Annotated in this window: 16 protein-coding genes; 14 read left to right on the top strand and 2 right to left on the bottom strand. The window is 44.9% G+C overall.

Annotation, left to right across the window (positions count from 1 at the left end; all coding sequences use genetic code 11):
* The first annotated feature begins 63 nt into the window (after nucleotides 1-63).
* Genes WKT17_RS06035 through WKT17_RS06010 form a run of 6 tightly spaced genes read left to right on the top strand, consistent with a single transcriptional unit; the run spans nucleotide 64 to nucleotide 4,990 of the window.
* The gene (locus WKT17_RS06035; protein WP_173747634.1) at nucleotides 64-822 is read left to right on the top strand and encodes an exodeoxyribonuclease III; all 759 of its coding nucleotides are present in this window, start codon (nucleotides 64-66) and stop codon (nucleotides 820-822) included.
* A 4-nt stretch (nucleotides 823-826) separates the two neighbouring features.
* Nucleotides 827-1,891: a selenide, water dikinase SelD gene (gene selD, locus WKT17_RS06030; protein ID WP_294461408.1), complete on the top strand. Its 1,065-nt coding sequence runs from the start codon at nucleotides 827-829 to the stop codon at nucleotides 1,889-1,891.
* Nucleotides 1,888-3,021: an aminotransferase class V-fold PLP-dependent enzyme gene (locus WKT17_RS06025; protein WP_173747632.1), complete on the top strand. Its 1,134-nt coding sequence runs from the start codon at nucleotides 1,888-1,890 to the stop codon at nucleotides 3,019-3,021. Before selD ends, WKT17_RS06025 begins: the two co-directional genes overlap by 4 nt.
* Before the next feature lie 18 nt (nucleotides 3,022-3,039).
* Nucleotides 3,040-4,317: a DNA polymerase Y family protein gene (locus WKT17_RS06020; protein WP_291681324.1), complete on the top strand. Its 1,278-nt coding sequence runs from the start codon at nucleotides 3,040-3,042 to the stop codon at nucleotides 4,315-4,317.
* Nucleotides 4,310-4,504, top strand: a complete 195-nt coding sequence (locus WKT17_RS06015) for a ubiquinone biosynthesis protein UbiE (RefSeq protein WP_173747628.1) — start codon at nucleotides 4,310-4,312, stop codon at nucleotides 4,502-4,504. Before WKT17_RS06020 ends, WKT17_RS06015 begins: the two co-directional genes overlap by 8 nt.
* 39 nt (nucleotides 4,505-4,543) lie before the next feature.
* Nucleotides 4,544-4,990: a GNAT family N-acetyltransferase gene (locus WKT17_RS06010; RefSeq protein ID WP_173747626.1), complete on the top strand. Its 447-nt coding sequence runs from the start codon at nucleotides 4,544-4,546 to the stop codon at nucleotides 4,988-4,990.
* A 12-nt stretch (nucleotides 4,991-5,002) separates the two neighbouring features.
* Here the strand turns inward: WKT17_RS06010 and WKT17_RS06005 are convergent, their stop codons facing one another.
* Nucleotides 5,003-5,530, bottom strand: a complete 528-nt coding sequence (locus WKT17_RS06005; RefSeq protein WP_173747624.1) for an ECF transporter S component — start codon at nucleotides 5,528-5,530, stop codon at nucleotides 5,003-5,005.
* 165 nt (nucleotides 5,531-5,695) lie between these two features.
* Nucleotides 5,696-6,268: a xanthine phosphoribosyltransferase gene (locus WKT17_RS06000; protein ID WP_173747622.1), complete on the bottom strand. Its 573-nt coding sequence runs from the start codon at nucleotides 6,266-6,268 to the stop codon at nucleotides 5,696-5,698.
* Nucleotides 6,269-6,434: 166 nt separating this feature from the next.
* On the opposite strand from WKT17_RS06000, the gene WKT17_RS05995 reads away from it, so the two are divergent.
* The 8 genes from WKT17_RS05995 (at nucleotide 6,435) to WKT17_RS05960 (ending at nucleotide 14,257) form a co-directional block, all read left to right on the top strand.
* Nucleotides 6,435-6,674 (top strand): hypothetical protein, encoded by a 240-nt coding sequence (locus tag WKT17_RS05995; RefSeq protein WP_173747620.1) that lies wholly within the window; start codon nucleotides 6,435-6,437, stop codon nucleotides 6,672-6,674.
* Between the two features lie 70 nt (nucleotides 6,675-6,744).
* Complete coding sequence (locus WKT17_RS05990; RefSeq protein WP_173747618.1) at nucleotides 6,745-7,092, top strand: metal-sensing transcriptional repressor; 348 nt, start codon at nucleotides 6,745-6,747, stop codon at nucleotides 7,090-7,092.
* 32 nt (nucleotides 7,093-7,124) lie between these two features.
* Nucleotides 7,125-7,961 carry an Mrp/NBP35 family ATP-binding protein gene (locus WKT17_RS05985; protein WP_173747616.1) on the top strand — a complete coding sequence of 279 codons (837 nt, stop codon included), beginning with the start codon at nucleotides 7,125-7,127 and terminating at the stop codon, nucleotides 7,959-7,961.
* Nucleotides 7,962-8,279: 318 nt separating this feature from the next.
* The gene (locus WKT17_RS05980) at nucleotides 8,280-8,507 is read left to right on the top strand and encodes an HPr family phosphocarrier protein (protein WP_111920924.1); all 228 of its coding nucleotides are present in this window, start codon (nucleotides 8,280-8,282) and stop codon (nucleotides 8,505-8,507) included.
* 129 nt (nucleotides 8,508-8,636) lie between these two features.
* A complete protein-coding gene (locus WKT17_RS05975; RefSeq protein ID WP_340271917.1) occupies nucleotides 8,637-11,003 on the top strand; it encodes an ATP-dependent DNA helicase in 2,367 nt (788 codons plus the stop codon).
* Nucleotides 11,004-11,076: 73 nt separating this feature from the next.
* Nucleotides 11,077-11,448 (top strand): RidA family protein, encoded by a 372-nt coding sequence (locus tag WKT17_RS05970; protein ID WP_173747614.1) that lies wholly within the window; start codon nucleotides 11,077-11,079, stop codon nucleotides 11,446-11,448.
* A gap of 16 nt (nucleotides 11,449-11,464) precedes the next feature.
* Entirely contained in the window at nucleotides 11,465-12,577 is a 1,113-nt protein-coding gene (locus WKT17_RS05965) for a DUF3048 domain-containing protein (RefSeq protein WP_173747612.1), read from the top strand.
* A 78-nt stretch (nucleotides 12,578-12,655) separates the two neighbouring features.
* Complete coding sequence (locus tag WKT17_RS05960; RefSeq protein ID WP_340271907.1) at nucleotides 12,656-14,257, top strand: spermidine synthase; 1,602 nt, start codon at nucleotides 12,656-12,658, stop codon at nucleotides 14,255-14,257.
* Nucleotides 14,258-14,319 lie beyond the last annotated feature (62 nt).

Here is a 14,319-nt window from a genome sequence, read left to right as displayed (position 1 = left end):
GGAGAAAAAATAGTGTATAATAAAAAGAAAGATGTGCAAAAAGACAAGAAAAGGAGACCGATAATGAAATTTATTTCATGGAATGTAAATGGGTTGCGTGCATGTGTGCAGAAAGGCTTTACCGAATATTTTCAGGAAACAGATGCGGACTTTTTCTGCCTTCAGGAAACAAAGCTGCAGGAGGGACAGATAGACTTTTCACCGGAGGGATATTATTGTTACTGGAATTATGCGGTGAAAAAGGGCTATTCCGGAACCGCCATTTTTACAAAAAAGAAACCGCTTACCGTGACATACGGCATAGGTATAGAAGAACACGACCAGGAAGGACGTGTCATTACCCTGGAATATGAAAATTTTTATATGGTTACGGTTTATACACCTAATTCCCAAAGTGAGTTGGCAAGACTGGAGTACCGAATGAAATGGGAAGATGATTTTCGTGCTTATTTAAAGAAATTAGATGAGAAAAAGCCTGTAATTATGTGTGGAGATTTGAATGTGGCACATCGGGAAATAGACCTGAAAAATCCAAAAACCAATCGAAGAAATGCAGGTTTTACAGAGGAAGAAAGAGGCAAATTTACAGAATTTCTGGAAAGCGGATTTACAGATACCTTCCGCTATTTTTATCCGGAGGAAACGGGAATTTATTCCTGGTGGTCCTATCGTTTTAAGGCCAGAGAAAAGAACGCAGGATGGCGCATTGACTATTTCTGCACGTCTAAAAGACTGGAAGATAAGCTGGTTAGCGCAGCCATTCACACAGAAGTTTTGGGCTCAGACCATTGTCCGGTAGAAGTACAGATAAATGTGGAATGAGAAGATGGAAAAAGAGAGAATAAAATTAACACAATTTGCAAAAAGCGCAGGCTGCGCTGCCAAACTTTCCCCTCAGATTCTTGCAGAAGTTGTAGGGAAACTGCCTAAATTTCAAAACGAAAATCTTCTGGTAGGGGTGGAAACCTCAGATGATGCAGCTGTGTATCAGATTTCCGAAGAGTTGGCTATGATTCAGACCCTGGACTTTTTTCCGCCTATGGTGGACGAGCCGTATACCTTTGGAAAGATTGCCGCAGCTAATGCGTTAAGTGATATTTATGCCATGGGGGGAGAGCCGAAGCTGGCTTTAAATATTGTAGCTTATCCCCACTGCCTGGGCGCCGATGTGCTGGGAGAAATCCTGGCAGGCGGGGCCGATCAGGTAAAAGAAGCAGGGGCTGTTCTGGCAGGCGGCCACTCCATTAATGACGAAGAACCTAAGTACGGTATGGCGGTCACCGGGTTTGTGCATCCGGAAAAAATCTGGAAAAACCAGGGTGCACGTGCCGGGGACGTGCTGATTCTTACAAAACCTCTGGGGTCAGGGCTGGTAAATACAGCGGTAAAGGCAGAGCTGGCCTCGGAATATGCCCGAAAAAAAGTCATCGAGAGTATGACAACCCTGAACAAAAAGGCCAGAGATGTGTTTCAGGAATTTCCCATTCACTGCTGTACAGATGTGACAGGATTTTCTCTGGCAGGACACGGCCTGGAAATTGCCAGAGCCAGTGAAGTGACTCTGGAAATCCTGGCAGACAGGCTGCCCATTCTTCCGGAGGCACTGGACTATGCGTCTATGGGATTGGTGCCGGAGGGAACCTACCGGAATAAGCGTTACCAAAAGCCGGAAATATTGCTGGAAAGCGGTATTGAGGAAGCCATGGAGGACCTGATTTTTGACCCTCAGACTTCCGGCGGCCTTCTGGTGAGTGTGGAGGAAAAGTACGCAGACGCTATATTAGAAGCGTTGAAAAATAAGGAAATGGAAACGCCTTTTGCTGTGATTGGAAGAGTCCTGACAAAGCAGGAGGCTTATATGAAAATCAGAAAAGCAGGAGTAGAAAAATGATTTATCTGGACAATGCGGCTACGACGATTAAAAAGCCCCAATGTGTAAAACAAGCTGTTTTTGATGCTATGGACAGACTAGGAAACAGTGCCAGAGGTATGCATGGACCGGCGCTGGCAGCGGCCAGGGAAATCTATGCAGCCAGGGAAAAAGCAGCCGCTTTTTTCGGAGCAGGGAGGGCTGAAAGGACCGTATTTACCAGCAACGCCACAGAGGCATTGAATATTGCCATAGAGGGAGCAATAAAGCCGGGGATGCATGTGATAACTACAGAAGCAGAGCATAATTCCGTGCTTCGTCCTCTGTACAGGAAGGCACGAAAAGGTGTGAAGCTAACGATTGTAAAAGCAGATAATAAGGGCAGAATCTTGGCAGAAGATATTGAGAAGGCCATATGCCCGGAGACCTCCTGGTTGTTCTGCACCCATGCCTCCAATGTCACGGGAAATCTACTTCCTCTTGTAGAAATTGGAAAAATATGCAGGGGAAAAGGTGTACATCTGGGTGTAGATGTGGCCCAGAGCGGAGGATGTATTCCTATAGATATGGGGAAAACAGGCATTGAGCTTTTGTGTTTTACCGGACACAAAGGGCTTTTGGGCCCCCAGGGAACGGGAGGGTTGTGCGTAGGGCAGGACATTACATTGCCGCCCTTTAAAGTAGGAGGGAGTGGTATCCATTCCTTTGAGAAAGAGCACCCTTCTATAATACCGGAGGCGTTGGAAGCGGGTACAGCAAACGGACATAGCATTGCCGGATTATCCGCAGCCTTTGACTTTTTAAAAGAAACAAAAGTAGAGAATATACAGAAGCATGAAAGCTGCCTGATGCGTATTTTTTATGAACAGGTGGAAAAAATTCCCGGTGTTACTGTATATGGAGATTTTGAAGCCGAAGACAGGACGGCAGTGGTTTCTCTGAATATCAGAGATTATGATTCCAAGGAAATGGGAGATGTGCTTTGGCGGGAATATGACATTGCAGTCCGGGCCGGGGTGCACTGTGCGCCGCTTATTCATCGGGCTTTGGGTACAGAAAAGCAGGGAACGATTCGCTTTTCTTTCTCCTGGTTTAATACTGAGGAAGAGGCGCTGCAGGCTGCATGGGCGGTAAAGAAACTGGCATTTTAGGAAGGCAGGTTGGATTTTATGAAAACGGTCATTTTTCATATTGATGTGAACAGTGCATTTTTATCCTGGGAGGCTGTGTACCGTTTAAGAGAGCAGGGCGGCACCGTGGATTTACGGGAGATTGCCAGTGCGGTAGGCGGGGATAAGAGCAAAAGGCGGGGCATTATTCTGGCAAAATCACTGTCTGCCAAGGCCTGTGGTGTGAGAACCGGAGAGCCTCTGACAGATGCCTTAAAGAAGTGTCCGGGACTTACGGTAGTTCCAGCCCATCATGCCATGTACCGCCAGTATTCTGCCAAATTTATGGAGATTTTAAGGGAGTACAGCCCCGATGTGGAACAGTACAGCATTGATGAGGCTTTTATGGATATGAGCGGAATGGAACACCTGATTGGCGAGCCGGTAGCCTTTGCCCACAGGTTGAAGAACCGTATCAGCAAAGAATTGGGATTTACGGTCAACATAGGCATTTCCGATAAAAAATATCTGGCGAAAATGGCTTCGGATTTTGAAAAACCGGACCGTGTACATACACTTTTTCAAGAGGAAATTCAGAAAAAAATGTGGCCGCTTCCAGTATCAGAATTGCTGTTTGTAGGACGTTCTACAGAGCAGGTACTGAAAAAACTGGGTATCTATACCATTGGGGAACTGGCCCGGACGGATGTGGAAATTCTGAAAAATCATTTGAAAAAACAAGGGGAAAGCATCTGGAATTTTGCCAATGGCAGAGATGCTTCTCTGGTGGAAAGCGATGCTCATGGGAATAAAGGCTACAGCAACAGCACCACCATTGCCTTTGACGTTACAGAAGAAAGTACGGCCAAAATGGTGCTGCTTTCTCTTTGTGAAACAGTGGCTTCACGCCTCAGAAAAGATGAGGCCAGAGCAGAAGTTGTGTCTGTTTCTATTCGGGATTTCGAGATGAAAACTGTATCACATCAGAAGGTGATGCAGGCTCCCACCAATTTGACAGGAGAGATTTATGAGGCGGTTTGCCAGTTGTTTGATGAACTTTGGGACGGAACCCCCATACGGCTTTTGGGAGTATACACCAGCAAAGTATCCAGAGAGGAAAGGGGACGCCAGCTCAGCCTATTCGACACCACGGACTATGAAAAAATGGAAAAAATGGATCAGGCAGTGGACAAAATACGGAAAAAATTCGGCAGTAATTCTATTATGCGAGCCTCATTTCTGGATAATTCCAGGGTTGAAAATATGGCAGGAGGCCACCCGGACGGACGGCAGGTAGACTTAAAAACATTAAGGGAGAAGCAGGGAAAACATGAGTGAAATCAGAGAAGAATTTTTCAATGGATACTGCAAAAATTACGATATGGCAAGAACTGCGATAGGAGAATTTGAGCAGGGAGAAGAGGGATTTGTACTGGATAGAATTGACTGTGATTACGGAAATTGTCCTTACAGTGAAGACTGTGAAATGATGAAAAAAGTGTTTTCATTTTTGAGCAAATTATAATGAATCACAAATTAATAAAGAGAAAGCAGAGGAAAAAATATGTTGCATATCAGAGATATCAGGAAAGAAGACAGACAGGAATTTTTTGCCATGGCAAAAGAGTTTTACGGCGGACCGGCCTGTGACCATGACGTACCGGAGGAACATTTTGAGCGTACGCTGCAGGAGTGTATGAGAAGCCGGGAATATTCCAGAGTTCTGATGCTGGAGGACGAAACAGGAGTTGTGGGATACTTCCTTATTGCCATTACCTGGAGTAACGAAGCCGGAGGTATGGCTATTTGGCTGGAAGAATTGTTTTTTAAGAGCAGCTGTAGGGGAAAAGGCTATGGAACCAAGGTATTTGCATGGGTAGAAAAGGAATACCCCCAGGCGAAGCGTTTCCGCCTGGAGGCTACTTATACCAACAAAAGAGCAATCGCTCTGTATGAGCGTCTGGGGTATGAAGAACTGCACTATTATCAAATGATAAAAGACCGTCCGTAATGATGGGGATTTTTAAGCTTGCCGGGCTGCCAGAATGCGTCTGACGTCCGGGATTGCAGCGAAGACGGGGTAGAGTACCAGAGCCAGGACAAGTCCGCTGGCGCCCTGAATGAGGTTTGCGGGAATGCTGGCGGCCGCGCCTGCACCGTACAGGAAATATTCAAAGCAGAAATATCCGCCGGGCACCAGAATCATGTCCAGAATGCCTCCGGCTGCAACGCCCGCATAGGAATGTTTTCCGGCATGGGAAAGTTTCTGATAGGCAAAAGCGGAGGTCATGGCCACCAGTCCCTTTATGAGCAGAGTAATGGGTACATAAGTCAGGTATCCGCCCAAAAGGTCGGACATGCAGGAACCAATGCCGGCAGCCAGGAATCCATAGAGAGGGCCAAGAACCACACCGGAGAGAATGACAATGGCGTCTCCCGGGTGAATGTATCCGCCTGTTCCCGGTGTGGGAATCCGGACAGACATGGTGGCTACGCAGCAGAGGGCCGCGAAAAGAGCAGTTAAAACAAGAGTTTTTGTATGAGTTTTCATAAAATTGGCGTCCTTTCTAATTTGTTTTTCCTACTATACTGCAAAACTGGTACTTGTTAAATATCCAGTTTCGAATTATTTAACCATACCAGTTATGGGAGAAGATTTGCGGCATTGAACACAGAGAAAATAACCGGGTGTTCAATGCCGCAGATTTTTAAATACTTATTCACGAAAGGTAAGGGAGTCATCCGTCATAGAATCAATGATAGCCAGAGATTCCACCCGGATTCCTTTTTCTCTCAGCAGGTCGCCGCCGTGCTGGAAGCCTTTTTCGATGACGATACCGGTGCCTTCCAGAACGGCTCCGGAATTGTGTACAATTTCAATCAGGCCGTTTAAAGCACAGCCGTTGGCCAGAAAGTCATCAATAATCAGTACATGGTCATCGGCATTTAAAAATTTCTTGGACAGAATGACATCGTAAACCTTCTTATGTGTGAAGGATTCGATTTTTGTACAGTACATTTCTCCGTCCAAATTCAGGCTCTGGGTTTTTTTAGCAAAGACAACAGGTACGTTGAAATACTGGGCTGCAATGCAGGCAATGCCGATACCGGAAGCCTCAATGGTGAGAATCTTGGTGATAGGTGCGTCGGCGTAAATTCGTTTGAACTCTTTTCCTATCTCATTAATAAGGGGAATATCCATCTGATGATTGAGAAAACTGTCTACTTTCAGAATGTTTCCCGGTTTTACAATTCCATCTTTTAAAATGCGTTCCTTTAAAAGCTGCATTTGTGATTCCTCCTGTGTTTTCGATAAATACCATAATACGATATATTTCGCGGATTGGCAATTTGTTTTTCGCTTTTTTTCTAAAAAGTGTACAAGAGGTAGACTTTCGGTTGTGGTATGGTGTAAAATGGAGTAATAAAGTCAAATTATTCAGGAGGAAAATCAGATGCAGGAATACGAGGTCATTCGGGAGATGTTTAATCTTTGTCCCGGAAATCAGATGAGAGATATATTTATAGAAGAAATAGCACTTCCCGACCAGGCGGATTTGGAAAGCTATGTAAGGGAAAAGTTTAAAAATGAAGAACAGCTGACCATTGAACGGACGGATAAAGAGGACGGCAGTGTAGTCTTTGATGTGATGACTGCGGCCATCCATCAGCGTTACACCTTTTCCCGGTTTTGAAGCTTTTAAACATTGCTTTTTCGGCAAGGTCTGTTATAATGAAGTGAGTGCGAGAAAGGAGGAGCAGGATATGGAGCAATATCAGAAGCATCATCAGGAACACACCCATGTGCTGGAAGATGGAACCGTAGTGACTCACAGTCACGGGCATACCCACAGCCATGCACATACCAAAGCAGTGCTGAATCGTCTTTCCCGCGCAATCGGCCATTTGGAATCTATTCGCCGTATGGTAGAAGAGGGCAGGGACTGCAGCGAGGTGCTGATACAGCTTTCTGCCGTGAAATCAGCGATTAATAATACCGGAAAAGTAATTCTTCAGGATCATATCGAACACTGTATCGTAGACGCCATCGAACACGGAGATACAGAAGCTTTGGAAGAATTAAATAAAGCCATTGACCGTTTTATGAAATAATACAGAAAACAAAGATACCAGGAGGAAAAGTCATGAGTGAAGAAAAAAAACAATGTGACAGCAAGACCTGCAGCAAAGAAAGCTGTGCAGGCTGCAGCAGTGCCAAAGGAGGCGGAATTCCCAAGGAAACTCTGAATGCGCATTCCAGCATTAAAAAGGTCATCGGAGTTGTCAGCGGAAAAGGCGGTGTGGGAAAATCCTTTGTCACGGCATCTCTGGCAAATGAAATGGCATACCGGGGATATAAAGTGGGCATTATGGATGCCGATATTACCGGCCCTTCCATTCCGAGAATGTATGGATTAAAAGGTGCAGCAGTAGCAGATGAAAACGGCATTTATCCAATGGAGACAGGCAATGACATTAAGGTCATGTCCATTAACCTGCTGCTTCCACAGGAGGACGCTCCCGTTATTTGGAGAGGTCCGATTCTGGCCAATATGGTAAAACAGTTCTGGACAGATGTGGTGTGGGGGGAACTGGATTATCTGTTCGTAGACATGCCGCCGGGAACAGGCGATGTGCCGCTGACGGTATTCCAGTCTCTGCCGATTGACGGCATTGTCATTGTATCTTCTCCTCAGGATTTGGTACAGATGATTGTGAAAAAGGCTTATAATATGGCCAAAATGATGAACGTGCCTGTATTGGGACTGGTAGAGAACTACAGTTATGTGAAATGTCCGGACTGCGGAAAAGCCATCTATGTATTCGGAGAAAGCAAAGTAGACGCGGCAGCAGCCGAGGTACAGGTTCCGGTTATGGGCAAGATGCCTTTAGACCCGGAGATGGCGGCGGCCGTAGATGCCGGTCAGTTTGCAGGCGTGGTCAATACTTATCTGGGAGATGTGGAAAAATATCTGCCTTAAGGTGCTGTATCTTCCCATAAATAACAGAAAAAACGCAGAAAAAATCAAGTGGAAAAGAATCGGTATTCACATAAGTAACCGGTTCTTTTTTGCGTTTTTAAAGGAGTTTTGAAAAAAATTCATGAAAAGGGAGACAATCTATGTTAAGAAAATGTAAAAAATAACAAAAAAAACAGAAGAGAACTGGTAGTACCAGATAAGGCGGAATTTGTTGACAAATGGCAAATTCAGTGTAATAATACCGATAATGCAGAAAGAGGAATGCTGCAGACCAGATAATTTTTCTGAATCTTAACAGATAGAAAGGATGATTGTTTTATGGTAGAGCGCAAAATTAAACTGACTGCAAAAGAAGATGTAAAAGAATTTGTCAACGAAGCCAGCAAATGTGATTTTGATATTGACATATTTTATAACAGAGTAATTATTGACGCAAAATCAATCTTAGGTGTCCTGAGCATGGATTTGACAAGAATTCTTACCGTAAGATGCAATGGCCACGACGAGAAATTTAACAGCTACCTGGATAAATTTGCTGTTGCATAAAATTTCATGATGAGTATTGGAGCCCAGTACAACACACATTCGCAAATATGTATTGGCTAAGACCGCTTTTCCTTTGGGAGAAGCGGTTTTTTGACGTACACACAGGCGGGTGTTATAATGGTATGTATGATGAACAAAGAAAAAGAAGTGATTAAAATTTCAGTCCGCAATCTGGTAGAATTTATCCTGAGGAGCGGAAATCTGGACAACCGAAGAACCTTTCAGGCAGACAGGGATGCTATGATCAAAGGCAGCAAAATACACCGGAAAATCCAAAAACAGATGAAGACTTCTTATCGGGCAGAGGTGCCGTTGAAATGGGAGCAGGAATATCAGGAATTTGTGATTGCCGTGGAAGGCCGGGCAGACGGTATTATAGAAGAAGAGGAACGCACAGCCATTGATGAAATTAAGGGCGTTTACATGGATTTGCAGTTTCTGGAAGAGCCTGTATTGGTACACAAAGCACAGGCTATGTGTTATGCATATTTTTATGCAAGTCAGAAGCATCTGGAGAAAATTGAGGTGCAGATGACCTACTGTCACCTGGAGTCAGAAGAAATCAAGCGCTTTCAGGAAACCTTTCCCCACAGCTATCTGAAGAAATGGTTTGAAGACTTGATAAATGAATATTATAAATGGGCAGAATTTCAGTACCGCAGGCGAATTGCCCGAAGAGAATCCATGGAAGGGCTGGAGTTTCCTTATCCTTACCGGGAGGGGCAGCGCAGTCTGGTATCGGGCGTGTATCACACGATGGCGGCCGGCCGGCAGCTTTTTATACAGGCGCCTACGGGAATCGGCAAGACCATGGCGGCGGTTTTTCCCGCCGTCCGGGCTGTAGGAGCAGGATATGGAGACAAAATTTTTTATCTGACAGCAAAGACCATTACCAGAACCGTGGCGGAGGAAGCCTTTGCCATTTTAAAAAGCAAAGGGCTTTCTTATAAAACCCTGACCATTACTGCAAAGGATAAGCTTTGCTTCAGCGGAGACGGGGAATGTAATCCTGAAAAATGTCCTGTGGCCAAGGGGCATTTTGACCGGGTGAATGACGCAGTGTTTGAGATTCTGCAGGAAAAGGATACATATTTGCGGGAGGATCTTCTTTTGCAGGCAGAGAAGTATCAGGTGTGCCCTTATGAGATGTGTCTGGACATTTCCACCTGGACGGATGCTATTATCTGTGACTACAACTATGTCTTTGACCCCAAGGTGCATTTAAAACGCTTTTTCGGTGACGGTGTGAAGGGAGATTATCTTTTTCTCATAGATGAAGCGCATAATCTGGTGGACAGGGGAAGAAAGATGTACAGCGCCATGCTCTGCAAAGAGGATTTTCTGGAAACCGCCAAGGCCGTCAAGGGTCACAGCATCCGGCTTTTCCGGGTTTTGAACCGGTGTAATAAGCTGATGTTAGAATACAAAAGAGAATGTGAAAACTATGAGGTATTGGAAAATATCGGAGGGCTTTCCCTGCAGCTTATGAATTTGTTGGGGGAAATGGAAAACTTCCTGGAGAAAGAGCATGAGGAAAAGGTACAGAAGGCTGTGCTGGAATTTTCTTTTGAAGTGCGTCATTTTCTGAATATGTATGAACTGACCGATGAAAATTATGTGATTTATACTCATTACGGTGAGGAGGGCCGATTTTTGCTGACCCTGTTCTGCGTCAATCCAAGGAAAAATCTGCAGGAATGTATGAGCAGAGGCAGAGGAACCGTATTTTTTTCCGGGACGTTTCTGCCGCTTTTATATTATCGTTCCTTGTTCAGTATGCGGGACGACGACTATGCCATCTGTGCCAGTTCCCCATTTCCCAGGGAGCATTTAAAAGTGCTGGTTGCCAATGATGTAAGCAGTAAATACACCAGAAGGGAACAGTCCGAATATGAGCGGATGGCAGCGTATCTTCTGCAGATGGTTTCTGCGAAGAAAGGAAATTATTTGATATTCTTTCCCTCTTACCGTATGCTGGAGGACATTCATGCAATCTTTAAACAGCAGGTAGAGCAGAATGGGCTTCCGGTGGAGTGCATCTGTCAGACAAGCGGTATGTCAGAACAGGAGAGAGAAGAATTCTTGGCCTGTTTTGAGGAAGAACAGAGTACGGCGCTGGCTGGTTTCTGTGTCATGGGTGGTATTTTTTCAGAGGGTATAGATCTTACAGGGGAAAAGCTTATCGGTGCAGCCATCATTGGCACAGGGCTTCCACAGGTAGGGTGTGAACGGGAAATTCTGAAGGAATATTATGACAAGAGGGAACAGAGGGGCTTTGATTATGCCTATCGGTATCCAGGCATGAACAAGGTTTTACAGGCAGCCGGAAGAGTCATTAGAACGAAGGGAGATAAAGGGGTAGTGCTGCTCTTAGATGAGAGGTTTCTGCAACGAACTTACCGGGATTTGTTCCCGCCGGAATGGCAGCATTATGAGGTTTGCAATGCACAGAATGTGGGAGAAAAAATCAAAAGATTCTGGGGAGAAAATATCTGAAATACTTGCTCTTTTAGAGGGTGGGGCTTATAATGAGAAAAAAGAAAATTCAGGAAGCGAGGAGAGACAGAACATGAAAGTAATCAGTACAGAAAAAGCACCTGCAGCAATTGGACCTTATTCACAGGCAATAGTCATAAACGGTATGGTATTTACCTCCGGACAGATTCCCTTAAACCCGGCGACCGGTGAAATTATGGGAACTACGGTAGAGGAGCAGGCAGAGCAGGTTATGAAAAACCTGGGAGAAGTGTTGAAGGCAGCGGGAAGCAGCTATGAGAAAGCTGTGAAGACAACCTGTTTTCTGGCAGATATGGGAGATTTTGGCGCTTTTAATGAAGTTTACGGAAAATATTTTACCGGAAAACCGGCTCGTTCCTGCGTGGCGGTGAAAACACTGCCAAAGAACGTGCTTTGTGAAGTGGAGGTTATTGCTGAAATCTAAAGGGGGAAAGTTATCTATGAAATACAGAAAAATACTTCTGATAGCTTCGGCGCTGGTACTTTTAGGTACAGCAGGCTGTGGGAAAAAAGAGACAACCTCCAAAGAGGAACCAAAAGAAACCGTACAGGAAGAGGCACAGGAGGACAAATCCCAGTCTGTAGAAGGGGCAGAGGTGAAGCAGGAAGAGATACCTGCCAATCAGAACCTGCTTACCGGACTGGCTGATTTATCAGAAGGTGCCGTTGGCAAGCGTCCGGTGGCGGTTATGGTCAACAATGTGCAGAAAGCAATGCCCCAGTATGGGGTGTCCCAGGCGGATGTGATTTTTGAAATTCCTGTAGAGGGAGATGCCACCAGATTTATGGCGCTGTACGGAGACTACACCAAAGTACCGCAAATCTGCCCTATCCGAAGCTGTCGTTATTACTTCCCGGCTTTATCTCAGGGCTTTGACGCCTTCTATGTCAACTGGGGAATTGATGATACCATAGCAGAGTATCTGGAAGCTTTGGATTTAGACCAGATTGAAGGAATTACCAACACAGGGGGACTGTTTGGAAGAGACCAGGAGAAATTAAACCAGGGATATTCTCTGGAACACACCGGTTACTTTGACGGAACCAAACTTCCGGCTTATATTGAAGCAAACCATCTGCGGACAGATTTAAAAGAGGAGAAAAAGGGAACTGCTTTTCCCTTTAACGGTATGGACGAGCAGGTGAAACCGGAGGGAAAAGACTGTACCAGCGTGGATATTCAGTTTGGCGCACAGTCTTCCCAGTTTACCTATGATGCAGAGAAAAAGGTATACTTAAAGCAGATTAACAATACCCCTCAGACGGATGGAAAGACAGGAGAACAGCTGGCTTTTACCAATGTATTTGTACTGGAAACCGACATTTCCGTAAGAGATGAGGTGGGGCATAAGGAACTGGACTGGGATGGTTCTGAAAATTCCAAAGGATATTATGTATCAAACGGAGGTGTTCAGGAAATCCACTGGTCTAAGGAAAGTAATAACGAGGAGTCCTATCTGTCTTTCTATGACCAGTCCGGTAAAGAAATCAAGCTGAACAGAGGAAAAACGTATATTGCTTTAAACTATAAGGATAAAGCATCTTTTCAGTAAAAAACAGGCAGGCGGAGTTATCTCATAAGTGTTTATGGGGCAGCCCCGTCTGTTTTCAAGTACAGACAGGAGGCGTGTATGGAAAAGAAATCAATTTTGAGCAATAAATATTATCTGTATCTCACAGAATTTTTTGCAGGTATGGCGGTTATGGCTGTGGAACTGGGAGCCAGCAGACTTCTGGCTCCTTATTTCAGTTCTTCCCAGATTGTGTGGACCATTATTATCGGAACGATTATGATAGCTATGGCTCTGGGAAATATCTGGGGCGGACGAAGCGCAGACAAAGACCCCAATCCGGACCGGCTGTACAGAAGAATTTTAATCGCGGCGGTATGGATTGCCCTGATTCCCGTGGTGGGAAAATATATTATTCTGGGAGTATCCGGACTTCTGATATTCACAGTGAGCAACAATTTTCTGATTCTTGCGGCTTTTGCAGCCTGCATGATTATTTTTGTATTTCCGCTGTTTCTGCTGGGAACGGTTACCCCTTCTCTGGCAAAGTACACGGTGGATAGTCTGGAAGACAACGGGAAGATTGTGGGAACTTTAGGTGCATTCAATACCATCGGAAGTATTATCGGAACCTTTCTTCCTACCTTTGTCACCATTCCGGCCGTGGGAACGGCGGTTACCTTTCTCATTTTTTCCGGTGTATTGCTGGTGCTTGCACTGATTTATTTCTTTCAGACAGGAAAGAAAAAACGCAGCTGTGCAGCAGCTCTCGTGGTTTTTCTTTTATGTGCAGTGCTGGGAAACCGCAGTCATTTTGCATTCTGGGAACAGGACCTTTTATATGAGGGAGAGTCTGTCTACAATTATCTGCAGGTAAAAGAAACAGAAGAAAATGTGGTGTTGTCTACCAATGTGCTCTTTGGCGTACAGTCTGTAATGCAAAAAGAAAAAGGGCTTACCGGTATGTATTACGACACGGCCATGGCTGCGCCCCTGATGGCAGATACCGGGGAGAAAGAGAAATTGGAAGTATTAATTCTGGGTATGGGAAGCGGAACTTATGCCAGACAGTGTCAGGCTTATTTTCACAATCTGTCTATGGAGGGTGTGGAAATTGATGAGAAGATTACAGATCTTTCCAGAGAATATTTTGACCTGCCTCAAAATGTAAACGTGACGACCTATGACGGAAGAGCCTATCTTCAGGCAGTGGATAAAAAATACGATGTGATTATGGTGGATGCTTACCAGGACATTACCATTCCTTTTCAGATGTCAAGCAGGGAATTTTTTACTCTGGTGAAGGAGCATCTGCATACAGACGGAGTCATGGTGGTTAATATGAATATGCAGGCAAAAGGAGAGGGAAATATCAACGATTATCTGTCAGATACCATTTCTGAGGTCTTTCCTGCTGTATATACAGCAGATGTGGAAGGAACCACCAACCGGGAACTTTTCGCTTCGGCCAACCGTGAAATTAAGGAAAATCTGGAAAAGAATACTGCAAAAATACGGGACAGAGAACTGCAGAACCTGATGTATGAGGTTTCACAGCAGCTGACGCCCTGCGAAAAAGGGGAATATATTCTTACAGATGATAAAGCGCCTGTAGAACTGCTGGGCATTCAGGTCATTGATGGAATTATTGAACGGGAAGTGGAATATTACAAAGGCATTTACGAAGAACAGGGGCTTTCGGGACTTTTGGAAATGCTCTAGTCAATTTCCAGGTAAAGTGTTAAAATAGGAATGCAAAAAGCAAGAATGCAGAGGAGGAAAAC

It is taken from the genome of Blautia sp. HCN-20427 (assembly GCF_037890365.1).
GTDB lineage: Bacteria > Bacillota > Clostridia > Lachnospirales > Lachnospiraceae > Blautia.
The sequence above is the reverse complement of the archived record's forward strand: the minus strand, read 5'-3'. Positions and strand labels throughout refer to the sequence as shown.